23 protein-coding genes, 12 tRNA genes, 2 rRNA genes and 2 riboswitches (1 of these 39 running past the window's edge) are annotated in these 24,664 nt (G+C 37.1%); of the genes, 7 read left to right on the top strand and 30 right to left on the bottom strand.

Translation table 11 applies throughout. The features are described 5' to 3' along the window. The 8 genes from IGK70_RS04835 to IGK70_RS04800 all read right to left on the bottom strand — a co-directional run bounded on the left by IGK70_RS04835 (position 1) and on the right by IGK70_RS04800 (position 6,956). On the bottom strand, positions 1–759 hold the full coding sequence (locus tag IGK70_RS04835; protein ID WP_162782997.1) for an aminoglycoside adenylyltransferase domain-containing protein: 759 nt from the start codon (positions 757–759) through the stop codon (positions 1–3). A gap of 30 nt (positions 760–789) precedes the next feature. Further along, positions 790–1,302: a GNAT family N-acetyltransferase gene (locus tag IGK70_RS04830; protein WP_016626404.1), complete on the bottom strand. Its 513-nt coding sequence runs from the start codon at positions 1,300–1,302 to the stop codon at positions 790–792. Between the two features lie 66 nt (positions 1,303–1,368). After that, positions 1,369–1,668: a hypothetical protein gene (locus IGK70_RS04825; RefSeq protein ID WP_002390034.1), complete on the bottom strand. Its 300-nt coding sequence runs from the start codon at positions 1,666–1,668 to the stop codon at positions 1,369–1,371. Positions 1,669–1,695: 27 nt separating this feature from the next. Continuing rightward, a complete protein-coding gene (locus IGK70_RS04820) occupies positions 1,696–2,262 on the bottom strand; it encodes a kinase (protein ID WP_002408620.1) in 567 nt (188 codons plus the stop codon). A gap of 9 nt (positions 2,263–2,271) precedes the next feature. Beyond that, entirely contained in the window at positions 2,272–3,276 is a 1,005-nt protein-coding gene (locus IGK70_RS04815; protein ID WP_002360622.1) for a LacI family DNA-binding transcriptional regulator, read from the bottom strand. A gap of 6 nt (positions 3,277–3,282) precedes the next feature. Then, a complete protein-coding gene (gene galT / locus IGK70_RS04810; RefSeq protein WP_016626403.1) occupies positions 3,283–4,773 on the bottom strand; it encodes a UDP-glucose--hexose-1-phosphate uridylyltransferase in 1,491 nt (496 codons plus the stop codon). 14 nt (positions 4,774–4,787) lie between these two features. Next, positions 4,788–5,777: a UDP-glucose 4-epimerase GalE gene (gene galE / locus IGK70_RS04805; protein WP_010710165.1), complete on the bottom strand. Its 990-nt coding sequence runs from the start codon at positions 5,775–5,777 to the stop codon at positions 4,788–4,790. 15 nt (positions 5,778–5,792) lie between these two features. After that, complete coding sequence (locus tag IGK70_RS04800) at positions 5,793–6,956, bottom strand: galactokinase (protein ID WP_016626768.1); 1,164 nt, start codon at positions 6,954–6,956, stop codon at positions 5,793–5,795. A gap of 198 nt (positions 6,957–7,154) precedes the next feature. Here IGK70_RS04800 and galM point away from each other — a divergent pair, with 198 nt between their 5' ends. From galM to IGK70_RS04785, 3 genes are all read left to right on the top strand, one after another. Then, complete coding sequence (gene galM / locus IGK70_RS04795; protein ID WP_002384757.1) at positions 7,155–8,213, top strand: galactose-1-epimerase; 1,059 nt, start codon at positions 7,155–7,157, stop codon at positions 8,211–8,213. Between the two features lie 130 nt (positions 8,214–8,343). Continuing rightward, a complete protein-coding gene (locus IGK70_RS04790) occupies positions 8,344–8,490 on the top strand; it encodes a hypothetical protein (protein ID WP_002384758.1) in 147 nt (48 codons plus the stop codon). Positions 8,491–8,610: 120 nt separating this feature from the next. Continuing rightward, positions 8,611–9,249: a sugar O-acetyltransferase gene (locus tag IGK70_RS04785; RefSeq protein WP_104855716.1), complete on the top strand. Its 639-nt coding sequence runs from the start codon at positions 8,611–8,613 to the stop codon at positions 9,247–9,249. 45 nt (positions 9,250–9,294) lie between these two features. Here the strand turns inward: IGK70_RS04785 and IGK70_RS04780 are convergent, their stop codons facing one another. The 5 genes from IGK70_RS04780 to IGK70_RS04760 all read right to left on the bottom strand — a co-directional run bounded on the left by IGK70_RS04780 (position 9,295) and on the right by IGK70_RS04760 (position 14,633). After that, entirely contained in the window at positions 9,295–9,726 is a 432-nt protein-coding gene (locus IGK70_RS04780) for a VOC family protein (RefSeq protein ID WP_002382065.1), read from the bottom strand. A 66-nt stretch (positions 9,727–9,792) separates the two neighbouring features. Beyond that, positions 9,793–10,272, bottom strand: coding sequence for a GAF domain-containing protein (locus IGK70_RS04775; RefSeq protein ID WP_002360627.1), 480 nt, complete (start codon positions 10,270–10,272; stop codon positions 9,793–9,795). A gap of 234 nt (positions 10,273–10,506) precedes the next feature. Further along, positions 10,507–11,724: an amidohydrolase gene (locus tag IGK70_RS04770; protein ID WP_002371358.1), complete on the bottom strand. Its 1,218-nt coding sequence runs from the start codon at positions 11,722–11,724 to the stop codon at positions 10,507–10,509. Beyond that, a complete protein-coding gene (locus tag IGK70_RS04765) occupies positions 11,721–12,971 on the bottom strand; it encodes an amidohydrolase family protein (protein ID WP_162782996.1) in 1,251 nt (416 codons plus the stop codon). The genes IGK70_RS04770 and IGK70_RS04765 overlap by 4 nt, the downstream gene beginning before the upstream one ends. Then, on the bottom strand, positions 12,972–14,633 hold the full coding sequence (locus IGK70_RS04760) for a peptide ABC transporter substrate-binding protein (protein ID WP_002363656.1): 1,662 nt from the start codon (positions 14,631–14,633) through the stop codon (positions 12,972–12,974). It abuts the gene before it with no gap. Between the two features lie 380 nt (positions 14,634–15,013). Between IGK70_RS04760 and IGK70_RS04755 the strand changes: the two genes are divergently transcribed. After that, positions 15,014–16,684: a PucR family transcriptional regulator gene (locus tag IGK70_RS04755; protein WP_002358159.1), complete on the top strand. Its 1,671-nt coding sequence runs from the start codon at positions 15,014–15,016 to the stop codon at positions 16,682–16,684. Positions 16,685–16,738: 54 nt separating this feature from the next. On the opposite strand, the gene IGK70_RS04750 is transcribed toward IGK70_RS04755, so the two are convergent. From IGK70_RS04750 to IGK70_RS04740, 3 genes are all read right to left on the bottom strand, one after another. Further along, a complete protein-coding gene (locus IGK70_RS04750) occupies positions 16,739–17,164 on the bottom strand; it encodes a universal stress protein (RefSeq protein WP_002358161.1) in 426 nt (141 codons plus the stop codon). Then, a complete protein-coding gene (locus tag IGK70_RS04745) occupies positions 17,164–18,762 on the bottom strand; it encodes an Nramp family divalent metal transporter (RefSeq protein WP_104855718.1) in 1,599 nt (532 codons plus the stop codon). Before IGK70_RS04745 ends, IGK70_RS04750 begins: the two co-directional genes overlap by 1 nt. Positions 18,763–19,030: 268 nt before the next feature. Continuing rightward, a complete protein-coding gene (locus IGK70_RS04740) occupies positions 19,031–19,546 on the bottom strand; it encodes an AAA family ATPase (protein WP_162782995.1) in 516 nt (171 codons plus the stop codon). 314 nt (positions 19,547–19,860) lie between these two features. Further along, positions 19,861–20,029: riboswitch (M-box (ykoK) riboswitch) on the top strand. A gap of 44 nt (positions 20,030–20,073) precedes the next feature. Between IGK70_RS04740 and IGK70_RS04735 the strand changes: the two genes are divergently transcribed. From IGK70_RS04735 to IGK70_RS04725, 3 genes are all read left to right on the top strand, one after another. Continuing rightward, on the top strand, positions 20,074–21,846 hold the full coding sequence (locus tag IGK70_RS04735) for an ABC transporter permease subunit (RefSeq protein ID WP_002384764.1): 1,773 nt from the start codon (positions 20,074–20,076) through the stop codon (positions 21,844–21,846). An 88-nt stretch (positions 21,847–21,934) separates the two neighbouring features. Next, positions 21,935–22,714 carry an ABC transporter ATP-binding protein gene (locus IGK70_RS04730; protein ID WP_002360638.1) on the top strand — a complete coding sequence of 260 codons (780 nt, stop codon included), beginning with the start codon at positions 21,935–21,937 and terminating at the stop codon, positions 22,712–22,714. Positions 22,715–22,776: 62 nt separating this feature from the next. Further along, a riboswitch (M-box (ykoK) riboswitch) is annotated at positions 22,777–22,944 on the top strand. Positions 22,945–23,008: 64 nt separating this feature from the next. Further along, a complete protein-coding gene (locus tag IGK70_RS04725) occupies positions 23,009–23,269 on the top strand; it encodes a hypothetical protein (RefSeq protein WP_010827271.1) in 261 nt (86 codons plus the stop codon). Between the two features lie 17 nt (positions 23,270–23,286). On the opposite strand, the gene IGK70_RS04720 is transcribed toward IGK70_RS04725, so the two are convergent. The 14 genes from IGK70_RS04720 to IGK70_RS04655 all read right to left on the bottom strand — a co-directional run. Beyond that, positions 23,287–23,370: transfer RNA gene (locus IGK70_RS04720), tRNA-Leu, on the bottom strand. 13 nt (positions 23,371–23,383) lie between these two features. Next, positions 23,384–23,454 (bottom strand) — tRNA-Cys (locus tag IGK70_RS04715). 25 nt (positions 23,455–23,479) lie between these two features. Beyond that, positions 23,480–23,551: transfer RNA gene (locus IGK70_RS04710), tRNA-Gln, on the bottom strand. Between the two features lie 14 nt (positions 23,552–23,565). Further along, positions 23,566–23,638, bottom strand: a tRNA-His gene (locus IGK70_RS04705). Between the two features lie 36 nt (positions 23,639–23,674). Next, positions 23,675–23,748, bottom strand: a tRNA-Trp gene (locus tag IGK70_RS04700). 4 nt (positions 23,749–23,752) lie between these two features. Beyond that, positions 23,753–23,833, bottom strand: a tRNA-Tyr gene (locus IGK70_RS04695). 5 nt (positions 23,834–23,838) lie between these two features. Continuing rightward, positions 23,839–23,911: transfer RNA gene (locus IGK70_RS04690), tRNA-Phe, on the bottom strand. Between the two features lie 44 nt (positions 23,912–23,955). After that, positions 23,956–24,031, bottom strand: a tRNA-Asp gene (locus tag IGK70_RS04685). Between the two features lie 10 nt (positions 24,032–24,041). After that, positions 24,042–24,114 (bottom strand) — tRNA-Val (locus IGK70_RS04680). A 27-nt stretch (positions 24,115–24,141) separates the two neighbouring features. Continuing rightward, a tRNA-Glu gene (locus IGK70_RS04675) sits at positions 24,142–24,213 on the bottom strand. A gap of 17 nt (positions 24,214–24,230) precedes the next feature. Then, positions 24,231–24,319: transfer RNA gene (locus IGK70_RS04670), tRNA-Ser, on the bottom strand. A gap of 43 nt (positions 24,320–24,362) precedes the next feature. Continuing rightward, a tRNA-Asn gene (locus IGK70_RS04665) sits at positions 24,363–24,436 on the bottom strand. Between the two features lie 6 nt (positions 24,437–24,442). Beyond that, positions 24,443–24,558, bottom strand: a 5S ribosomal RNA gene (gene rrf / locus IGK70_RS04660). Positions 24,559–24,654: 96 nt separating this feature from the next. Continuing rightward, positions 24,655–24,664, bottom strand: a 23S ribosomal RNA gene (locus IGK70_RS04655); it runs 2,903 nt beyond the window's last position.

Here is a 24,664-nt window from a genome sequence, read left to right as displayed (position 1 = left end):
TTACTTAAATAATAACGAAAGCATAATATCCGCAAAATCATTTAATTCTGAATCATTGTATTGCTCTAACAAAACTGTTTCGCCTCGATACTCTTTTAAAGCTAGTTGTATCAGCGAATGATAATTAGTAGGAAAATGTACTAGGCCCCATTCCCCTCCAGCCCTTTTTGATAAAATTTTATTCTCTTGCTTAAATGCCATTACTCTACACATATTTAAAATAACGTACATAGGTTGTTGAACAATTTCTTTTTTTGCCTCTTTCACATCAGCTACAATACTTTCAAAATATTTCTTTTGATCTATCCAGCCAAAAACGGAATCAATCGGTTTTCCTACGAGTACTTTTCCATATAATTTTGTAATCATAAGATGTGCCACTAGATCCTCATCGTATCCCATCATATCTTCAATATATTTATTTTTATTAGTCAGATATCTGGAACGATGTATCGGAGAAAAATGTAAATCGAAGGGAATCGGATAACTCAAATTTATTGTATCTTTTAATTGTAGCACATGGAATTCTATCCCTTTTTTTGGTGCCCACTTATCTAAAATATTAATTGTATAATCTAATAATTGTTTCTTCTCATCAATAGTAAGCTTTTCATAAACCACAATCAGTACATCCAAATCACTTACTGAATGACAATAGGTTCCAAAAGCATAAGAACCATGAAGATATATTCCAACTAAATTTTCTTTTATTATTTTCATATATCCATTTTCCGTTTGAGCCAATAATTGATGAACCACGATTATTCCTCCATTATTGATTGATAATTGCTATAGTTTTTTCGATAAATAAAGAACTAACGCATCATCATTAACACACCGATTGTTTGGTTTCAGCTGCTTATTTTGAAACCAGACTCCTGAACCATCTGGCACATATCCCTGTTTGATATATAATCTTTGCGCTGCACCATAACCAGGATGCAGGCCTACTCCCAAGGAAACAGTATCTGCATAACTTTTGGCAACATTTTCTGCACGATTTAATAATAACCGCCCCACTCCTTGTTTTTGAAATGACAAGAAAACATTGAAATCAGCTATTTCAGGATATAAATTTTTAAAAGGTCCTTCCTTAGCTAATGGCAGTAACGTCACATAACCTAACAGCGTTGCCTTTTTCTCCGCTACAAAAACCGTTCGTTGCTTGACTAATTGTTCTTCTAAATAGTTCATTAAAATCTCTTGGCGACTTGGCCAACCTTGTTGGGCAAATTGAGTATCCAGCGCTAAGATATCTTTCTCTTGCATTTCTCTAATAACCACTAGCTCAGACATTAGCATTCCCTCCCGAAAAGCGTTTTCATTTTATAAAACGAAGCGAATAATTCTTCGCTCCCTTATTCATTTTCAAAAACCATCGAGTTGATGATATTTGGGCAAAACAGCAACACATGTTTCTTCTGAATTAACAGCAATAACGAACCCTTGCCATAAGGACCACGTCACCGCTTCACCTAATTTCTCTTTCACTCGTTGAATCATTTCAGCTTGCGTTAAGTCTCGAGCAGGGAAATGTTGAACTTTATCGTTACTGATTAAAAAAATAAATGATTCTGAAAAAGCTGTCATGACTTCAGGTGGTAAATTTTTTAATCGTTCTTGGTAATCCATTGAAACCACTCCTTCTTTTTTATCATACCACAACATCCATTTCTCTAAAAAGCGCAGCACTTACTACTGAATATCTGCTAAAATTTGCCTGATAATCTGCTTTTCAGACAGTTGTTCAGATAACCGCTTTTCTCCCGGAAGCTCTAAATAATCTTCTGGTAGCCACCAACGTTTCATTTCCACGACACCAAATTCTTGATTCTTGTTTCTCTGGCTATGTCTTTTCAGCGTTTCTTCAAAAGAAATATCAAAATAATAAACCTGAACGTTTCCTTCAAAGAGATGGATTATTTCCTGAAAAAAGGAATGATAGATGGCTTTTTGAAAAATCCCTTCAACAATCACATACTGGCATTCTTGATAACCAAAAGCTACCAACTGTTTTAACAAAGCAATACTTAGATTACCTGTTTCATCTTTAACACGAAGCATTTCTCTGCGCACCACATCTTGAGAAATCAATAACGATTGTTCTTTAAGACACTGATGAAGCGCTTTAGCTATCGTTGTTTTACCACTACCAGAATTACCACGTAAAATAATTAATTTCGGTTGCATCTGTTTCCCTCCATTTTCTTGATTGTTGAAAACAAGCAGAAAAGAGCAAAAAACTTGGAAAAAACTCTCCAAGTTTTGCTGTTATTTTGATGAATGTTTCGTTGAATCTCGCTGAATGAATTCCGTTCCGACAATAATTTTTCTAGGAACTGGTGGGGTATTCAAGCATAACTCTTTCATTGTCTCAACGGCTAGCTCACCCATCCATTCAGTATGAACTTTAACTGTTGTTAATGTTGGTGAAACATATTTTGCGACACTAATATCATTAAAACCAATGATAGAAATATCTTCTGGCACACGAATGGCTGCTTCTTGTAACGCCCGCATCGCACCAATTGCCAACGTATCACTTGCAGCGAAAAAAGCGGTTGGACGAGTGTCCGCTTTTTCAATAAAGTCTTTCATCGCTTGATAGCCTTCTTCAACAGAAAAAGCTGCTTCGACAACCCATTCTTGATGATAAAGGTCCAAATCTTTTAAGGTTTCTTTAAAAGCGACAAAACGTGGATCAACCAATGCCACGCGGGACTCTTTCGTATATTCTTGCCCAGAAAGCATACCGATTTTCTGATGCCCTTGCGCCAAAAATTCTTGCACAATTGTTTTAACACTTCCAGCAAAATCAACAACAATGGAGTTTTGGCCAAAAGCCATTGCATCAAAGTCTACAAATAGAAGAGGTGCGCCTAAGGCGGCTAAGGCCGCCACTTGCTTTTCATCAAATTTTCCTAGGGCAATTGTCCCGTCAAATCTTTTTTGAGACAGGTTTGTCAGAGATTCTTTGACTAAAAGAAAACCCAATTCCTCTGCCCGCTTTTCAACACCTAAACGAATCGATAAATAGTAAATATCATCCAGTTCTTCTGGATCGCTGAACCATTGGACAAACCGAATTTTCTTTTTGCCTGCTTGTTTTTTTCTGGCTCGCTTTTTATAATTTAACGTTTCTGCTGTTTCAAATATTTTCTTCTTCGTTTCATCACTAACTGATAATGTTTCATCATAGTTCAAAACTCTCGAAACTGTCGCTGAAGAAACACCGACTTGCTCTGCTATATCTTTAATGGTTACGATGTTCCTCACCTCAAATTAATCATTTTCAATACATTGAATAAATCGTTCAAAAGCACGACGGCCTTCTTCATCACGTTTAAAGACGCCGGCATCTGTTAAAATTTGAACAAAAATTGTCCCAATTCCTTGTTGGATCACTTCTTTGACATTGGCTTCAGTGATGGTTTGCTGACTGAGTTCATCCGCCCAAGCTCGATGACTTTCAGCAATTTGATTGGGTTGCTTTAATAAATACTTTTCGACTTCTCTTAATTCTTGTGCCAGCCTTGGTGGCAAAATAGCTAGTCCCATTACTTCAATTAAGCCAATATTTTCTTTCTTAATATGTTGTACTTCTGGATGTGGATGAAAAATGCCATCTGGAAATTCCTCCGAAACATTATTATCTCGTAAAACTAAATCCAATTCAAATAATGACCCTTTGCGTCGAGCAATTGGCGTAATCGTATGATGCGGTGTGCCATCTTCTGAATAGGCCCGAACTGAGACACGTTCATCAGAATAATTGCGCCATTTGGTCAAAATTAATTCGGCCGCCTCAACTAGTTCCTCTTGATGATTACTTTGAAGACGAATCACAGACATCGGCCATTTTAAAATACCAGCAGTTATCTCAGGATATTTTTTCAAAGAAAATCTTGTTTCCATTGGTGCTAAATCCATTGGAAATGTATGACGTCCTGCTTGGTAATGATCATGAGATAAAATAGAACCACCAACAATTGGCAAATCTGCATTAGAGCCCACAAAATATTCAGGGAATAACTCCGTAATTTTAAGGAGCCGCTGGAACGTTTTTTTCTCGATTTTCATTTCTCGATGTTGTTGGTCCAAGAAAATCGCATGCTCATTATAGTAAGCATATGGCGAATATTGAAAGCCCCAAGCTTCGTCCTCTAAATTTAGTCGGATAATCCGATGGTTTGTCCGTGCTGGATAATTCACACGGCCATAATAGCCTTCATTTTCCATACATAACATACACGCTGGATATTTTTTTTGACTCATTTTCTTTTCAGCCAAAATTTTTCGAGCATCCTTTTCTGGCTTCGATAAGTTAATGGTAATTTCTAGTTTACCATAGGGTGAGTCCATTGGGAAAATAATATTTTTGGCGATTGCTTTCGTTTTAATGTAGTTATTCGTTTTACATAACTGATAAAAATAATCCGTTGCTTTTCGTGGAGACTCTTGATAATAGTCCATAAACTTCCGATTAATAGTGGTTGGGGTCGGCGTAATAAAATCCATTAACTCCGCTTCTAGTTGTTCTGCTTCCGTAATTGAGTCATTGATTTGGTGATTGGCTTGTGCAATGTTTAAAAGATGTTCCACCACACGCAACGGTTCTTGCTCACAAGCAACCGCTTCTGGTTGTTCAAAAAAATCACAGCCAACTAGTTTGGCAATCCGATTCGTCAAATAATAACGGTCTGTTTCCGTCCAATCGCCATTTTCTATGATTATCTCTACAAATGCAGCAATCCATTTACTACTTTCTTTCATCATCTGATGTTCTCCTATTCATTATAGCCTTGAGGATGTTTCACATGCCATTGCCAAGCGGTGGCGATAATGTCCTTGACCTCAGTTACTTCTGGTTGCCAGCCTAAAACTCGTTTGGCTTTTTCACTAGAAGCAATTAACGTACTAGGATCCCCTGCTCGGCGTGGCGCGATTGTCGCAGGGATTTCTTGACCTGTCACTTCGCGTGCAGCATCTAACATTTCTTTAACAGAATAGCCGTTGTTGCTACCCAGGTTAAAGACGTCACTTTCGCCGCCATTTTTCAAGTATTCTAAAGCCAAAATATGTGCTGCAATCAAGTCTTCAATGTAAACATAATCTCGAATGCACGTGCCATCTGGTGTATCATAATCATCCCCAAAAATGCTTAGCTCTGCTCGTTGGCCCAATGCCACTTGTAAAATAATTGGCACAATATGCGTTTCTGGCGTGTGATCCTCACCAATTGAGGCATCTTTTTTTGCTCCTGCAACATTAAAATAACGCAAAGCAACATATTTCATTCCATAAGCGTTGTCGCACCATTTCATGATTTTTTCCATCATTAATTTACTTTCCCCATACGGGTTTTTAGGATTCGTTGGGGTTTCTTCTGTAATAGGCATTGCTTTTGGTTCTCCATAAGTGGCCGCTGTGGAAGAAAAAACAATGTGTTTCACTCCGAATTCTTGCATGACTTCCAAGGCAATTTGAGTGCCATGAACATTGTTATTGAAATACATTAACGGTTGCTCCACGGATTCTCCTACTAAAGAATTGGCCGCAAAGTGCAACACACCTTCAATTGATTCCTTTTCAAAGACACTACGTAAAAAAGCTTTATCACGAATATCGCCTTCATAGAAAGTCGCTTGTTCATGAACTGCTGAACGATGTCCCGTTAATAAATTATCAACAACAACAACGGCATATCCTTTTGAAATTAATTGATCGACGGCATGTGAGCCAATGTAGCCTGCGCCACCTAATACTAAAATAGACATTTAAAGCCTTCCTTTCTAAAATAACTTTCTGGCACCATCATCAATTGATGCAGGATAAAAATCAGCAGCATAGCCAATTTTATCTTGATAACTCTGGCCAACAGCTTCAATAAATGCATCTATATTTTGCTTTGGTACCAAAGCAATACTACAACCGCCAAACCCTGCACCAGTCATCCGTGCGCCCAAAACGCCTGGTTGTTCTTGCGCACAAGCCACTAAGGTATCCAACTCAATACCGGTTACTTCGTAATCTTCTTTTAGCGAAAGATGTGAGGCATTTAATAATAAGCCAAATTCTTCCAAATCCCCTTCAGTTAGCGCTTGTTTTGCCAATAAAGTTCGTTCATTTTCTGTGACGGCATGACGCGCTCGTTTAATCAACGTTGGATCTCCAATCAATACTTGATATTGTTCAAATGTCTCGCTGTCTAATTCACCTAAAAATTCAATAGATAACTCTTTTTGAAGCAAACGAACGGCTTCTTCGCATTCTGCACGGCGTTCATTATATTTTGAATCTGCTAATTCACGACGTTTGTTAGTATTCATAATGACAATCGTATACTCACCTAATTTGGCGGGAACCATTTCATAGTGCATATTATTGGTATCTAGTAGAATAGCTTGATCTTTTTCTCCCATCCCTACGGCAAATTGGTCCATAATTCCTGAATTAACTCCAATAAATTCATTCTCCACTTTTTTACCGATTTGCACCAATTCAAGCATTGGACAGTGTAAAGCATATAAATCATTACAGATCGTCCCCATTAAAAGTTCAATAGAAGCAGAAGAAGACAAGCCAGCACCATTAGGAATCGTACCGTAGAAGAGCACATCTAAGCCAGAATCAATATTGTGTCCGCTTTCAATCAAGTAATTTAAAACGCCTTTAGGATAATTTGCCCAATCATCTGAATCTGAATAGGTTAAATCTTCTAATGAAAATTCGATGAGACCAACCTCTTTAAAATTATCAGAAAACATTCGAATTTTTTGGTCGTCTCTTTTTCTTGCCACACCAAATGTCCCTAAAGTAATAGCCGCTGGGAAAACATGACCGCCATTGTAATCTGTATGTTCACCAATCAAATTAATTCTTCCAGGGGCAAAATAACAGGCTGTCCCTTTCTCACCAAATATTTCTACAAATCGATTCATTAACAGTTCTTCCATCACTAATCGCTCCTTTCACTAGTAAACAAATTGTATAATATTTACTAAACTTTTGCAAATATTTACTTAACATTTTCTTAATTGTCATTTTGATTGAAAACGTGTACAATACAATTAAATAAAGATTTATTTTCTTAGCGTTTCTTTTCGACTATTTAAATAATCTAAACAACAAAGTTAAATTTACTAAATATTTACTTGAAGGAAGGATTGATTATTTTGACTATTTCAACTGAATCATTTGGACAAGGAATGCTTCTTTACACACTGACGAATAAAAATGGTGTGACTTTAAAAGCAACAGATTTTGGTGCGCGAATTGTTGCGCTCGACGTTCCTCTTACAAAAAATGAATCCCGATCACTCGTGCTAGGCTTTCCCTCAGCAGATGAATATTTGTCTAAAGACTTATATTTTGGTGCAACAATTGGTCGAACAGCTGGTCGAATTGCCGATGGCTCCTTTGAACTAGCGGGTAAAACGTATCAAACGATGATTAATACTCCTACTCAAACAACACTTCACGGCGGCACACCTGGGTTTGAAAGTAAAAAATGGCACAGCGAAATCCAAGAGGCACAAGTGAATCCTTCTGTGAAATTTTGGCTAGAGAGTCCTGCTGGTGAAAATGGTTTTCCTGGAAATCTCACTGTTTCAGTCACGTATACATTGACTGAAGAAAATGAATGGCAAATTGAGTATCAGGCAACTACAGATGAACAAACACTTTTTAATCCAACCAATCATGTCTACTTTAATTTAACTGGAAATCCCGCAATCCCCATTGATGCGCATGAGTTGCAAATAAATGCCCAAAAGTATGTCCCGCTTGATGAAAGAGTTTTACCACTTGGAGAATTAGCTTCCGTCGACCAGACAGCTTTTGATTTACAAAAACCTAAAAAATTAGCTGAGGTTTTTTCAAGTAACGATGAACAAATCCAAAAGATGAACGGCTTCGATCACCCTTTCATCTTAACCAATCATGATTTAATTAACCCAGATGTTATCTTAAAAAGTCCTACTAAAGATATCACCTTAGAAATGTTCACTGATCAACCTTCAGTTGTTATTTTTTCAGCAAATTTTGCTGATAACGGTCCCGATATTCAAGGGCAAAAATTAGTCAATCACGGAGCGCTCACATTTGAAACCCAAGTCTGTCCTGGTGCTGAAAGATTTCCCTTGTTCGGTTCTATCACCCTCTCACCTGAACAGGAATTTCACTCAACGACCCGTTTCAAACTAATTTATTAAATGAAAAGATGCTCTTAACCAAGCTTATCTTCGAACTAAAAAAGATAAGAATGGTTAAGAGCACTTCTATTATTTGACATTTTTAATCGCTCCATTTACACTATTTTCAATTAGAAAGGTGGTGATGTCTATGTATGCAATCAAATTTTTTCATGGCTATTTAACTGCAGATGGTAAACGTACGCGAGATAAATCAGGTTGTTTAGTTTACCACTCTGAAAAAGAAGCACAAAAATTAGCAGATAAAATTGGCGGGAGAGTTAAAAAAATTGGATAACCTTAGGTAAAGGATAGATAAGCAAGGCTATTTTGCTATCTGTCCTTTTTTATTTTACATATTCCTCGACTTATTGTATTGATTTGATACAATAGAGAAAAAGCCTAAAGGAGCGCTTACATGAAACAAAATGACTTTGATTATATGCAAATGTTAAAAGGTGAATTATATTACGCCCCCACCATTTTACCCGAAAACAAATCAACAAAAGGCAAGGTGTTAGCTCAAAAAATCAATCAACTTCCTATCGACAACGTGAAAGAAATTGTGGCCCTAGAAAAAGAATTATTAGGAAAAACTGGCAATGAGTTATATATCACCCCACCCCTCCATTTAGATTACGGTCGCCATATTGAGGTAGGAGAAAATTTTTATGCAAATATGGATTGCATTTTTTTAGATGTAAACAAAATCATCTTCGGTGATAACGTCATGGTTGGCCCTCGTGCTAGTTTTTATACTGCCGGCCATCCAATTGATCCAACGATTCGAACTGCAGAATTAGAATTCGGTACGCCAATTATTGTTGAAGATAACGTGTGGATTGGCGGCAGTACCACCATTTTACCTGGCGTTACAATTGGAAAAAATGCTATTGTCGCTGCTGGTGCTGTGGTTACAAAAGACGTTCCTGCGAACACGATTGTTGGGGGTAATCCAGCAAAAGTCATTCGCAAAATTGATGAAAACGATCAGCAATTTTGGACAGAAAAGCAACGCCAGTATCAAATCGCTAAGAAGCAATTCTTTCATGAATAAAAAATCCCCAATCCAATGAAAATAACGGATTGGGGATTTTTTATTTTAATCTTCTTCATAATAATTAAACATCCAATGGATGCCAAACTGATCTTTTAGGGAACCATACTTTTTGGACCAAAAAGTTTCAGATAATGGCATTGTAACAGTGCCACCTTCAGATAATCGTTTAAATAAGCGATCAATTTTTTCATCATCATCTGTGCTAACCACGAGCGAAAGGTTATTTCCTTCCGTAACTTCAAAACCAAACATATCAGGAACATCTGAAATCATTACATAGGTTCCTTCAATAATGATACTTGCGTTCATCACTAAATCCTTTATCTCGTCGTTTATAGGATGCTCAGGATCCTCAGGTGCTTCGCCAAAAGTCATTAAATTTTGACATTTTGTATCAAAAACATCTTCATAGAACGCAATTGCTTCTTTTGCTTCACCTTTAAAATTTATATACAGCTCTAACAAATGACTCACCTTCTTTCATGATCAAATTTTATACTTTATTTTCTCATGATTTGTCAGAAAGCAAAAATAGTCTGCTTAAAAATCTGATTTTTCTAGTAACAAGGTAACAAATTTTTCCAAATACAGTTGGTCAACCGCATCATAGCTATTTGTTACACCACTATCAATATCTAAAACACCGACCAATTGATGATTTTTTACCATCGGTACAACGATTTCAGACATCGCAGCTGAGTCACAAGAAATATAATTGGCGTGTGTCTTCACGTTATCAACAATCAATGTAGCTTGTTTTTCCGCGGACTCACCACAGACACCTTTGCCCATTTTAATTCTGGTACAAGAGACTTTCCCTTGAAAAGGCCCCAAAACTAATTCTTCATCTTTATATAAATAATACCCAGCAAAAACGGTATCTGGTAATGTTTGTGCAAGTAACGCGGACGAGTTTGCTAAATTTGCAATAGCATCCGTTTCTATTTCTAGCAAACCGCTCAATTGTTGTAAGCACAATTCGTAGGCTGCTTTTTTGTTTTCTCTCGTTTGTTCAGTCATGCTTGGTTCATCTCCTTCATTTTGTCTTATTATAAAGGAAGATACGCAAAAGTGCTATGTTAAAGTGAGTCAAACAAACTTGAAAAGCTGATACACGTTGTGAGCAGAAGCACTTTATAAGGATTAAACTGTGACGAGTAACCGCAGGACTGACACTATGCGTCGCTCAGAGCTGAACCCTGTTTCCTCTGTTTGGCTTTTTAGCATTCTATTTCTACCTAATTTTAAAGCAAGTTAAACCCATTGTCCTTTCAACATAATCTGGCGTTTCTGTGGTTTTCTAGCAATCACTTCTGCTGTAGAAGCTGCTTCTGTAAAAATAAAGTTTGCTTCGTCGCCTTCTGTAAACCAAAGGCGTTCTTCTTCAAATGAAAAAGGTGCTTCTTTACCACAGCCATGGACGTAAGCTTGAGTAAGTTGCTCTTCTGTAATCTTTCCTGTCATTTCACAAAAATTACGTAATTTTTCAAATAAATCACCTGAAACATTAGAACTCCAAGAGTCAAAAAAGCCATCACTACCTAAATGAACCGATACACCAGCTTGGCGTAACACATCAATTGGTGGCAATAAATAACGAGGATCATAGGGAATTGTAGACATAATCGCCGTTTGATGCGTTGCCAAGCGTTGGTATAGTTTTTCTTTTTCTGCTGGTCGTACATCTAGCAGCGCAAAGGCGTGACTGATAGCGGTTCGCTGAGTAAATTTTCGTTCTTCCAAAATGTCTAAAAATTTATCAATTGTATAAACGCCAACTTCCCCCGTATCATGCAAGTGAATATCGATTCCTACTTGAAATTCTTCTGCCAGATCAAAAATGGTTTCTAAAGATTCTTCAATTGCATAATCAATGCCTGCAGGATCTAAACCGCCAACCATTGTTCCACCATTTTTTAGGGCTTCTCTCATGAGTAAAACCGTGTGGGGATTTTTTAATAATCCATGCTGTGGAAAGACAACAATATCATAATCAATCACATGCGCATATTTTTCTAAGGCTCTTTTGACGCCCCAGAAGTTTTCTAGTTCTACATAAGGATCAATGTTGACATGTGTCCGAATATAAGAGGCTCCATAACCAATCAATTTTTCAATCATGGCCGTCGCTCGTTGTTCTGTTGACGGCGCTAACAATTTAAGTTCACTGGCTTCGTCTGCTAAACGCTCTTTTAAATTCTTAACAGGTTGGCTAGCACGCCAGCCTAATGAAAGGTAGGTTTTATCTAAGTGATTATGGCTCTCTTGAAAAGCGGGAATAGCCAGTTGTCCGTTTAAATCAGTGCCTTGTTGCTTTTCAGTGACTTGATTTTGCGGAATAATCGCTTGGATTTTGCCTTCTTGAATCGCTAAAGTATAGCGTGCGGTTTTAGTATACGTTAATTCGTGGTGGTCTTTAGCAAAACCAGTTTCTAAACGAACATTATTCAAATAAACAATGGATGCTGTCATTCTCTTTCCCCCTTTTGAACGGCTTCAACCAGTTGTCCTTTTAGTATCAGTTGTTGGATTGGCTGTTGGCGTGCAATCACGTGAGCAGTGCTCTCAGCATTAAATAGTAGGAAATCTGCAGAATCGCCGACGTTAGGCCAAACTCGCTGCCCGTTAGGATCAAGAGGCGTTACAAAATTACTCGCTAAGCCCCATAAACGATTCAAGCGATACTCATCGCTAATTTTAAATCTTTGAGCGGCTGTATTTAATTTTTCTATTGTATTGCCACTGCCAAAAGGCGACCAATGATCCGTCAAACTGTCATGAGCCACGGAGATCTTAACACCTTGTTCAACCAAGGTTGGAATCGGCATGGTGGGCATTCCAATCGGTACAGTCGAAGTCAAATCAATACCTGTTTCGATGAATTTTTGCGCAATGTCTCTAATTGCTGCTTCTTCTAAGCCCCCTAAGGCTAAAGCATGACTTAAAGTGACTTCGCCAAACATTTTTGCTTGTTCTGTATAATCAACAAATTTATTAAATTCATAAAGTCCCAAAGTATCACGGGCGTGTAAATGAACATCAATTTTTTTATTAAATGTGGTAGCTAATTCAAATATTTTTGCAATTGAATGATCCACATGACGATCCACAAGGGCTGGATCAACGCCACCGACATGAGTTGCCCCCATGCGTAAGGCTTCGCGCATCAAAGGTTCGACTTGTGAGCGGAGTAATCCGTGTTGAGGAAAAGCCACAATTTCATGAGTAATGTATTGTTCATATCGACTAAATGCTTCTTTAGTGATTTCAATATGTTTCGTTCCAATAGATGGATCTACATTACAATGACTGCGAATATGATAATGGCCTTGTTGAATATACTGCTCAATAACTTGGCAAGCACGTTCTAAACTAGTTGGTAATTGTTCAGGTAACAGCCAAGTTTCTTCTTCAATACGTGTTAAAATTCCTTTCGTTAGTGGACGACAGGCCTTCCAAGGTCCCCCAAAATACGTTTTATCAATATGAATATGCATTTCTCTTAGAGCAGGTAAAACGAGTTGCTGATTCACATCGATAACTGTTTCGCTCTCTAAAGGCCTTAACTGCGGTGCGACCGCAGTACAGACCTCGTTTTCAATTCGAATATCATAGCTAGCTGTTTCTGTCGCAACAATTCGCTGATTCACAGTAGAAAATCCTGTTTCTAATTTACAGTTTTTTAAAAGCATGACAAACCCCTTCCTACCTTCATTCAATTAGTTAACATAAGCCCATTTTAAACTGTACGTAGGTCCAAATGAATGCCAATACAGATCCTTGATTTTTTGATTAGCTAATACAGAAATGCTTCGATTGTAGATTGGTGCTAAAACCGTTTCCTGATTCACCAAAATATCTTGTGCTTGAGCAAAGTCATTTAAACGAGCCTCTTGATCAGCCGCATGTGTTGTTCTAGTCTCTTGGATTAATTGATCATACGTATCACTCTTGAACGTTACGCCGCCCAAGGTACTATCCGAAGTAAAAATGCGCATAACTGTTAATGGATCACGATAATCGGTTCCCCAACCAGATAATTCTAAATCATAGTCTCTCGTTTGATCACGATCAACACGAATAGTAAAAGGAACTTGAGTAACATTCACTTCTAATCCGTCTAGATTTTCTTCCAATTGAAATTGGAAAAACTCAGCAGCTTTTTTTGCGCTGTCTGTATCATCTGTTAAAAATTCTAATTTGATTTTATCCAGCCCAATTTCTTTTTTACCTTTTTCCCAGAATTCTTTTGCTTTCGCTGTATCATAGGTTAAGTAGTTATTTTTCTTAGCAGCTAGTTTTGTGAAATCTGTTCCATCTGGCGCAATCGTTTGTCCCGGCGGAATTACTTGATCTGTAGCCGTTGATTGATCTTGCAAGACTTCTTTTACAAAACTTTCTTTATCAAAAGCTTGTGCCAACGCTTTACGAATATTGTTGTTCGCTAAAGCCGGATTTTCTTTTCCATCACGAACGCTGTTCATTTTTAAAAAGTATGTGACGAATTGAGGAATTGAAAGAAAGGCTGGATTATCAACATAACCAGGAATAAATTCACCACTCAGCTTATTCACTACATCCAATTCATTCGAGTCAAACAAATTCACCGCTGTCGTTGGGCTCTTAATTACTGAAACTTTCGCTTCTGTTAATTTAACTTTTTCAGCATCCCAATACGTATCATTTTTTTCGTAGGTCCAGTCATCGGAAGAGGCATTATCCCATTCTTTCAATTTAAAAGGACCATTATAAATCAAATGTTCTGCATCAGTGGCATATTTATCCCCTTGTTCTTTGATATATTTTTCATTTTGCGGAAACAAAACAGGAAACGAAAGCAAAGATTTCAAATAAGGGGTGGGCCGTTCTAAAGTTATTTCTAACGTTTTATCATCTAGCGCCTTAACCCCAAGAGTATTCACATCTGCGCCTTCTAAAGCAATTTCCTTAGCATTTTTAATGACATCAAAAAATAAAGCTTGATGAATCGATCCTGATTTAGGGGAAGCAACTTGTTGCCATGCATAAACAAAGTCGTTTGCTGTTACTGGATCATCATTCGACCATTTGGCATCTTCTCTAATCTTAAATGTATAAACGGTTTCATCTTCAGAAATCGCTGGTTCTTCGGCAGCGACCCCCAACTCTAATTCATCTTCTTTACCTAAAACATAGAGTCCTTCATAAACTTGATTCATGACTAAAGTCGAGGTCGTATCCCCCGCTGTGTGTGGTTCCATTGTCGAAATAGCCGCTTCAGAACTAATTGCAATTTTTTGTTCCGCTGCTTTGTTACTATCAGCCGAGTTTCCCGTTCCCGCCTGACAAGCCGTTAAAGCTAAAAGCAAACCGACGCATCCTAACATTTTTAATTTTTTCATACCGATCCCTCCATTTTACAAACTATAACCTTCAAAGTTACCAGAATTTTCTGATAAAATATAGAAAAAGAAGCATATCTGATAAGAGTCTCAAAAAACTTACAGATTATAGAAATACTTGAGAAATTTAAAGTAGCTGAAACAATAGTAAAAGCATTAAAAATTAAGTATACTATTGCTATATCTTTAAACGATGCGTTTCTATGGGTTGTAAGCGCTGATTGTTCTTATTTGGTCACTTGTGACTACCAATCACGTGATGACTTGGAACTTTTTTCTATTAGTATAAGGATACCTTATTTTCCCTAAAATAGTTTTGTAACATCTTACAATAAATACACTTAATTTTTAGATAATTCATACAAAAGGAGGCCTTGCTAATGATGACGGTCAATGATCTACTCCATGCAGAAGAACTACCTGGTTTAACCTTATTGACGCACGAGACCAATTTAGATGCGCCAATTCTACAAGCAAATATTTTAGAAAATCCTGATGCTTTTGACTGGTTAACGCCAGGAGAAATTTTATTAACTACCGGCTATATTTTCAAAGATCAGCCTTGCTTGCAAAAACGTCTTATTCAAGAACTAGCAAATATGAACTGCGCTGCTCTAGGCTTTAAAGTCCAACGTTATTTCAATGAAGTTCCACAAGAGATGATCCAATTAGCGAATGACGTCGGATTACCAATTCTCTCAATCCCTTATAATTACAACTTTTCTCAAATTATTTCATTGGTCAATCGCCGAGTCAATCAACCTGACGAAACGATTAGCCAACATTCTGTTCATATGCATAATAAATTTTATACAATTATCAAAGCTGGCGGAAAAAGTACCCAATTACTGGAAGTATTAAGTGCCGCGATTCAAGCGCCTGTAATGCTTTTAGATGAGCGTTTTCAGATTATGAATCATTTTGATTTACCTGATGCGCCAACAAGAATCACCAGTATTTTAAACAACGCGACTCTCAAAAAACAGTTTGAGACAGCTTTAAAAGCCCAGAACAATGAGCTACTATTATTTTATAAAGAACCATTGACTGTTGAATTTTCCTTAGCGAACCATCAGTTATCTTTGCGAATTTTACCCATCAAAAAGAAAAATCTCAGCTTATCTTACTTAGTGATTTGGCAAACTACCAAAAAATTACAGACGATTGATTTATTATCTGTGGAGGTCTGTGCTCACTACCTTTTACCACAACTTCAATTAGAATCTTCGGAAAATTTAACAACGAGGCAAAAGATCGGGGCGCTGTTTCAAGACCTTATCCAAGAAAAAAATACCAATCCTCAAGCTTGGCAAGAATTTAGTAATTATCTGCAATTAAATGAAAAAGATACATTTAGTCTCTTGCTTGTAGCCATTGAACAATTGGAACAACTGTTTAATCCGACTATTCAAATGAATAGCATTGGCCATCAATTGAATCATATTTTAGAAGGATATCGACAAAAAATTACTGCCTTTCCTACACAAACTGGCTTTATTTTATTACTAGAAAATCCAGCGCAAGAGGAAGCCACCTACCTTGCACAAACCACTCATCTTGCCAAGAATTTACTAGAGCAACTAATGAAACTGAATCCAAAATTATCATTTAAATTAGCGATTGGGCCAACTGTCAAAAAAATCACCAATCTGTGTGATTCTTATAAATTAGCACAAGAAACATTCCACTTAGCACAAGCAAGTCAAGAATTACAACAACGAACTATTTTGAATTATGACGACCTCTTTTTTTATCGTTTAATGATCGAAACCCTGACCAAACAAGCCAAACAAAAAATATATCAACGATTGATTGAACCATTAGAAAAAGAAGATCAAAAACATGAAAGTTCCCTACTAGAAACCATCAATACCTACTTTCAATCGAATAAAAATATTTCGTTGACTGCCACAAATATGTATGTACATCGTAATACAATTATTTACCGCTTAAAAAAAATAGAAGAGATTCTTCACTTAACTTTAGAATTTCCTGATAGTTCGCTACAACTAAGTTTGGCTGTTTATTTATATAAACAAAAATTACTATAAAAAAACCACCACGAATAGTAAATCGTGGCGGCTTTTTTAACTGTTTCAATTTTGTTAGCGAATAATCATTACAGAAATTGGTGCATATCGAGCCATATAAGCTGCTTGGCTACCAAAAAAGCTTTTTAATTTGCTAGTTGACTTGGAGCCAATAATTAACAAATCTGGTTTATTCAAAGGAATAAGCTTATTAATAATTAATTCCCCTGGGTTCCCTTCATTGACAATTACACTTACTTTATCGATGCCATTCGCTAACGCTTCTTGTTGATATTTTTCCGTTTGTTTCTCTAATTTCGCCAACTGTTCTTGCCAATAATTTTTATCTAACGATTGGTAAACATTAATCTCCTTCTCTTCTAAAATCGAAACAATAACCAATTCAGCTTGTTCTTCTTTTGCTTTTTGGATAGCATAATGAAATGCTTTTAACGCATCTGGCGACTCTTCAACACCAACCATAATTTTTGAAAATTTCATTATTTAACCTCCTCTACTTGTTGCTCCATAGCTGCAAGCTGCTGTGCATATCGTTTATCGCCTTTATATAATTCTACAACCGTCCAAACTAACAAGAGGATGACGAGTGCTATGATGACATAAGCAATATTATCGGCTAACGTAATTTGACTCGCTGTCGGATTATCACCGAAGAATCCTTCAATTTGATCAGGTAAGCCTTTCATATTGAGGTAAATTAAGCCAATGACAGAAACCCAGCCTAACAATTTAATTAACCACGAGTTTTTAAAATGTTCACCCATTTCAACACGGCTATCTGTAAACATCAGTAAAGGCAACATCGAAAATGGCAAAGCAAATGCTAGAAAAACTTGTGAATTGTTCATTAAATTATTAATCGCAATATGCTCCTCCACTGTACTTTTTCCGCTGGTCATTAAAACACAGATTAAGACAGGAATAACAGATAACAAACGTGTGACCATCCGACGTAACCAAATTGGTACGCGCATATGAATAAACCCTTCCATAATAATTTGACCAGTTAAGGTTCCTGTAATTGTTGAATTTTGTCCTGATGCCAATAAGGCTACCGCAAATAAAATTGATAAAATTCCAGAACCTGCAATATGCGCTAAAATAGAATTACTCATAACCGCTGGATTTGATAAAGCATCAAACAAACCAAAGAATGAAGGATCTTTGACACTGCCGGATTTAAAAACGGCCACACCCATAATCAATAACAAAGAGTTAACAAAAAATGCCATCGTTAATTGAATATTAGAATCCCAAGTTGAAAAGCGTAAAGCGCGTTGAATATCGGTTTTATCTTTACGATCAATTTTACGACTTTGGACAACAGAAGAATGTAAATACAAATTATGAGGCATCACTGTTGCACCAATAATCCCCAATGCACCTGTCAGTGGCGTTTGCCCATTCACCGCATGCGATGTAGAAAAAGCTTCTGCGCTAGGAACCAGCCCTTTAATTACATCTCCCCATACTGGATTTGACAATGCCACTTGATAAGCAAAAATCACAAAAATAACAACAATTAAAGCAACAACAATAGCTTCAATTTTTCTAAAACCAATTTTTGTCAATAACAACAAAAGTAAAACATCAAATACCGTAATGAAGACAGCCAGACCTAAAGGAATATGAAATAATAAATATAAGGCAATTGCGCCCCCGATAACTTCAGCGATATCTGTAGCCATAATTGCTAACTCTGTTAAAATCCATAATACAATACCTAACGTCTTACTAGTTCTAGCACGAATCGCTTGTGCTAAATCCATCTGTGAAACAATACCTAATTTAGCAGCCATATATTGGAGCAACATTGCAATCAAACTGGAAATTAAAATAATCGACATCAATAAATATTGAAAATTTTGTCCCCCAGTAATTGAAGTAGACCAGTTTCCTGGATCCATATACCCCACTGCTACCAATGCTCCTGGACCTGAGTAAGCAAATAACGTTTTCCAAAAACTCATATTTTTAGGCACGTTGATGGTGCCATTAATTTCTTCAAGCGAAGGACCATTTGCATATTCAATCAAATGATGTCTTTGCTTTGGTTCATGTTCTTCTGAATTTTTCAATTCAATTCCTTCTTTCGTTTTGCAATAATTTTAAAAGGCCCTTCCCGCTAGAAGGTTAACCTCTAATATATTTTAGGTACACCTAAAATATACTGCTAAAAATAACAAAATGCAAGACTTGAAAGAAAATTTTGACAGTGTAAAAATAGATTGTCGTAAATGTGCGGTCTTAAAGTTTGAAGAAATCAGGGTAGCTGGTAGTTGATTATCTTAAGAAGTAGAAAATAAGGGACCTAAGTCATTTCGGCTTAGGTCCCTTATTTTATTTTTATTCGGTTATTCTATTAAGAATGGATGCTACAATTTCTGTCGTGTCAGCTGAATGATTTCTAAAAATCTCGGTAAACTGAATCTGACGAAAACCTTCAAGTACTTCGGGCAACTTATTTTTCCCCCATTCAAAAGTTCCATCATTTCTTTTCAATAATCTCTGTAAAATTTCTTCTTTCTCGACCGCTAACAAAAAATGATAAACGTCAATGCCAGCTCGTCTCAAATAACCAATCAGCTCTTCTTCATATTCTTTTTTATAAAGGGTCATTGGAACAATAATCGTCCGTCCAGACTCTTTGGACATTCGTTTTAATAAATGAGCATTCCAGCAACGCCATTCCTGATACTCTTGAAAATCATTTTCTTTCATTTCTTCGGGAACTAACTCCATCAATGCACTACCAATAATTTCTGGATCATAAATGATTGCATTGGGAAGTTTTTGTTGTAACTCATGTGCAATGGTCGTTTTTCCGGCTCCAAACGCACCGTTTAACCAAATAATCATCATAATTTCCTTTCTTCTGAACAAATTTCTTTGTTGTTTAATTTAGGTGCTAGATTACTTTTAATTTTTTTAGCCATTCACTTATAGTTACTACTTACATCTTTAACAGTAAACGAGACAAACTAAAAATACAACATCCTACGCTATTAACCTCGGGTTACATAACATACTCATCTGATAATTTTCCCCTAAAAAAACAGAATGTGGGCAATCTTTTTAAGAATCATTGAATAGAATAACAACAAACAGTAATTCAGGTATAACCAGCTAGAAATTGTTTTATTTTTAGTCACGAGTATGATAAGCATGTAAATCAAATAGAATCATATTAGGTGAGGTTACTCTGAAGAACACAGGTTATCGCTCGGAAATGTCGAGAGACAGTAACGAGTAAAGCAGGGATTGTCGAATTAAGGCTTTCCTAAGATAACTAGAATTTTTTTTCTTACGTCTCAGAAAGCCAAAGCTCAATTATTGTGATTACCCTATAATCTTCTTCTTTTATTCGGCGACCTCTTTAATATGATTAATTGGAGGTTTTTAAATTGAAAGCTGTCACTGCATCATCTAAGAAAAATACCCTACTTGCTAAAAGTATCGGGAATCTTACCTTACTCATCATTTTAGGCATTTTCATTTTTATCATCGTCTTCTCTTGGCTAAAAATGAATCGCCCTCTTCACACCCTTCCCTCAGAAGAATTCCTCGCAACACCAAGTAAAACAGATGATTTCTTATCTCCATCAAATCTTTTTTACTTTTCAATTCGAACCATGTTTCGAATGATTGTGGGTATGGCTTGGTCCTTCCTGTTTTCCTTTGTTTTTGGTATTTTAGCCGTAAAATATAAAACGGCAAGAAGAGTCATTTTACCATTAGTTAATTTCCTTGAATCCGTTCCATTACTAGGCTTTTTGACCTTTACAACTGCTTGGTTACTTGGTTTATTTCCAGGAAATGTGATGGGTGCAGAAGCGGTTGCTATTTTTGCCATCTTCACAGGTCAAGCTTGGAACATCATGTTGACTCTTTATCAAATAATGGAAGTTATTCCTTCAGATCTAGTCAATGTGACCGATCAGTTCAAGTACAATGCTTGGGAAAAATTTTGGCGTCTTGAATTTGTTTACTCAATTCCTGGCTTACTTTGGAACGTTATTATTTCTCAAACTGCGGCTTGGTTTGCCTTGGTGGCCAGCGAGCAAGCTTCTGTTGCCTTTCCTAAAGAAACCAACCTTTATTTACCAGGAATTGGTTCTTATATCCAAGTAGCATTAAATCGAGCCGACTTTAAATCCTGTTTATGGGCTGTTTTTGCCTTACTAATCAATGTGGTGATTTTAAACTTTTTAGTTTTTCAACCTTTAGTTCGAGCCACTTATTATTTTAAATATGAAACAGATGTCGAAAGTACAACGCCACCTAAATCCATCATTTATCATTTATTAAAAAAAGCAACTTTAACGAAATACTTTTCAAAAGCTTTTGTGAAATTCAGTCATTTTTGGATTTACGATTTACCAAAAGTTTGGTACTTTTTCAAGCTAGACTATCTCTATCGATTACTAGCAAAATTACGCCATTTCTTCAAAACATTATGGTATGTCAGCTTAACCATTATTGGGGTTTATTGTTCTATTAAGCTCTATCATTTCTTGCCCCATCAAGATTTCAGCATGATTCCTAGATTAACCCTTTATACTACGCTACGGGTTACCTTGGCTATGGTCGTTGCTGGCATTATCTTTACTCCCTTAGCAATCTGGGTTGCGAATGATAATCGGCGCTTAAGTATCGTTCAACCGATTGGACAAATTTTAGGCTCCATTCCGTCAAATGTTTATACTCCATTCATTGTGTTGATTATTAGTATGGGCTTCAACAAATTAGAATGGTGGATTTTACCACTCATCATGGTTGGTTGCCAATGGTATTTTTTCTTTAATGTAATTGCTGGCTACTTAGCCATCCCTGATGATATTCGTGACGTAACCAAACTTTTTAAATTATCTAAATGGCAATGGTGGACAAAATTTTTGATCCCTTCTATTTTACCTTACCTCATTACAGCAATTATTAACGCTGCTGGTGCTGCTTGGAACGCTGATATCGCAGCAGAAAGCATTCAATGGGGCAAAAAATCAATAGATGTTACTGGCCTAGGACAATATATTGCGGCAAACGATGGCGTAAAAGATAAATCTGCCTTAGGAACCTTAGCGATGTGTTTCGTTGTTGGTTTATGTATCGCCTTTGTTTGGCAACCTTTATATCGAGCAGCAAAACAAAAATTTCACTATTAATAGCTGGACGACTCAACTCGACTAAATTTTTAAGATAAACTAGAGAGGAGAACGATAGGTGATTTCCCTTGACCTATCTAATAAGACGATGGAAAATAAAGAATTATTAAGCATAAAATCAGTATATAAAGAATTTGAAATTGAAGGACATTCAGAACATTTAAAAGTCCTTGAAAATATTGATTTAACAGTTAAAACGAATGAATTTTTAAGTATTATCGGACAATCAGGAACAGGAAAATCAACGTTGCTCAGAAGTATCGCTGGACTTCTTCGTACAACTAGAGGTGAAATTACTTTTGAAGATAAAATCATTAATGAGCCTGATGCCAATATCGGCATGGTTTTTCAACATTTTGCCCTTTTTCCTTGGTTGACAGTTGAAAAAAATATCAGCTTTGGCTTAGAAAACCGTAAAGAAATTTCTCGCGAACAAATAAATAAAAGAGTCAGTAATCTCATTGAAATGATTGGTTTAACTGGTTTTGAAAAAGCTTATCCCAGAGAGTTATCTGGTGGAATGAAACAGCGTGTAGGCTTTGCTCGTGCTTTAGCCATCGAACCTAGTTTATTGCTCTTAGACGAACCTTTTTCAGCTTTAGATATCATTACAGCCAGCCAATTATCCAATGATTTATTAGAAATTTGGTTAAACAATCAAATTGCGACTAAATCAATTGTAATGATCACGCATGACGTTCAACAAGCAGTCCAACTTTCTGATCGGGTTGTATTAATGGATGCAAATCCTGGTCGTATTGCCAAAATTTACTCAATCGATATCCCCAGAAATCAACGTTCGCCAAAAACAACCATTGATATTGTAGAACAAATAACAGAAGAAATGGTTCGTCGCATTCATTTGTAAATAGAACTGTTTTGACTTCTGCTTATGTCTTGACAAAGAGTTACTTAAAAGACTATTATTTCTTTGTAATAAGTTAGGTGAGGCTCCTATACAAACATAGGCTATTGCTCAGAAATGTCGAGAGACACCAATGAGTAGAACAAGACTGGTCGAGGAGAAGGCTTTTCTCAAAATAGCTAAGAGTGATCTTTACGTTGTATAGTGCTAAAGCTCAACGTTCATGTTGATGTATATTTTTAGTCTCTAGTCAATCAGTTAAGTACTTTTATTTAAAATTAAGAGAGGAGTGAAAGTATGACTACTATGTTAGCAATCATTGGAACTGTTGTAATCATCACAGTTCAAGTTATTGAATATAATATGACAGAAATTCATATTCCCACTGCAGGAACATTTAATGACGATGATGCAGAACCCCCACATTCTTCTGTACCCCTTGTATTTATTCGCACTATACTTATCACTCTCTCACTTAACTTTCCATCTCATTTTTTTGAGATGGTTTTTTTATGTATTCGAGAAAATAATAAACAAAAAAGACTGTTAAATCAATGATTTAACAGTCTTTAGTATACCGGCGGCCGGGGTCGAACCGGCACTCCCGTGAAGGAACTGGATTTTGAGTCCAGCGCGTCTGCCAATTCCGCCACGCCGGCAAGATATTTTGGAAGGCGGTAACCGGATTTGAACCGGTGATGAAGGTTTTGCAGACCTCTGCCTTACCACTTGGCTATACCGCCATATTCCATTTTTGTTACAAAAAAACTGGGGTAGCTGGATTCGAACCAACGCATGACGGAGTCAAAGTCCGTTGCCTTACCGCTTGGCTATACCCCAATAAAATTACAAAGGGCGACCGATGGGAATCGAACCCACGAATGCCAGAGCCACAATCTGGTGTGTTAACCACTTCACCACGATCGCCGTAATCTTAAAAAGTGTATCTATTAAATAATTAAATGGCAGGGGCAGCAGGAATTGAACCCACACCAACGGTTTTGGAGACCGTTGTTCTACCTTTAAACTATGCCCCTAAAATGGAGGAAAGTGGATTCGAACCACTGAACCCTAAGGAACGGATTTACAGTCCGTCGCGTTTAGCCACTTCGCTATTCCTCCATAAATGGCGTGAGACAGAGTCGAACTGCCGACACACGGAGCTTCAATCCGTTGCTCTACCAACTGAGCTACCACGCCTAAAACAAAAGCTTGTTCAAATAATTTCAAGTAACAACATTAAATGGCGGTTCCGACGGGATTTGAACCCGCGATCTCCTGCGTGACAGGCAGGCATGTTAACCCCTACACCACGGAACCAACCGAGTAATGGAGGTTAACGGGATCGAACCGCTGACCCCCTGCTTGTAAGGCAGGTGCTCTCCCAGCTGAGCTAAACCTCCAAAAAGGAATGTTACTATTAAAATAAATGACCCGTACGGGACTCGAACCCGTGTTACCGCCGTGAAAGGGCGGTGTCTTAACCGCTTGACCAACGGGCCAGTTTGTAAATATGAAACGGAGAGTAAGGGATTCGAACCCTTGAGACAGTGTTTACCGCCTACATGATTTCCAATCATGCTCCTTCGGCCTCTCGGACAACTCTCCATAGCTGAAAGAAGCACATACTCATGATATTTCATATGTTAAACTCCGGCAGTAGGACTCGAACCTACGACATCATGATTAACAGTCATGCGCTACTACCAACTGAGCTATGCCGGAATAATCGCGTGGCGACGTCCTACTCTCACAAAGGGAAACCCTTCACTACAATCGGCGCTAAGAAGCTTAACTTCTGTGTTCGGCATGGGAACAGGTGTATCCTTCTCGCTATCGCCACCACACTGGGTGTTGTTTCTTATTGAGTTGAATCTTCATTCACTCAAAACTGGATTGAAGTTTGAATCAAAATAACCAAGTTGCTTTTACTTATCCATTCTTTGGTTAAGT

Source organism: Enterococcus sp. DIV0358, from assembly GCF_051713465.1.
Taxonomy (GTDB): Bacteria; Bacillota; Bacilli; order Lactobacillales; family Enterococcaceae; genus Enterococcus; species Enterococcus faecalis.
The sequence above is the reverse complement of the archived record's forward strand: the minus strand, read 5'-3'. Positions and strand labels throughout refer to the sequence as shown.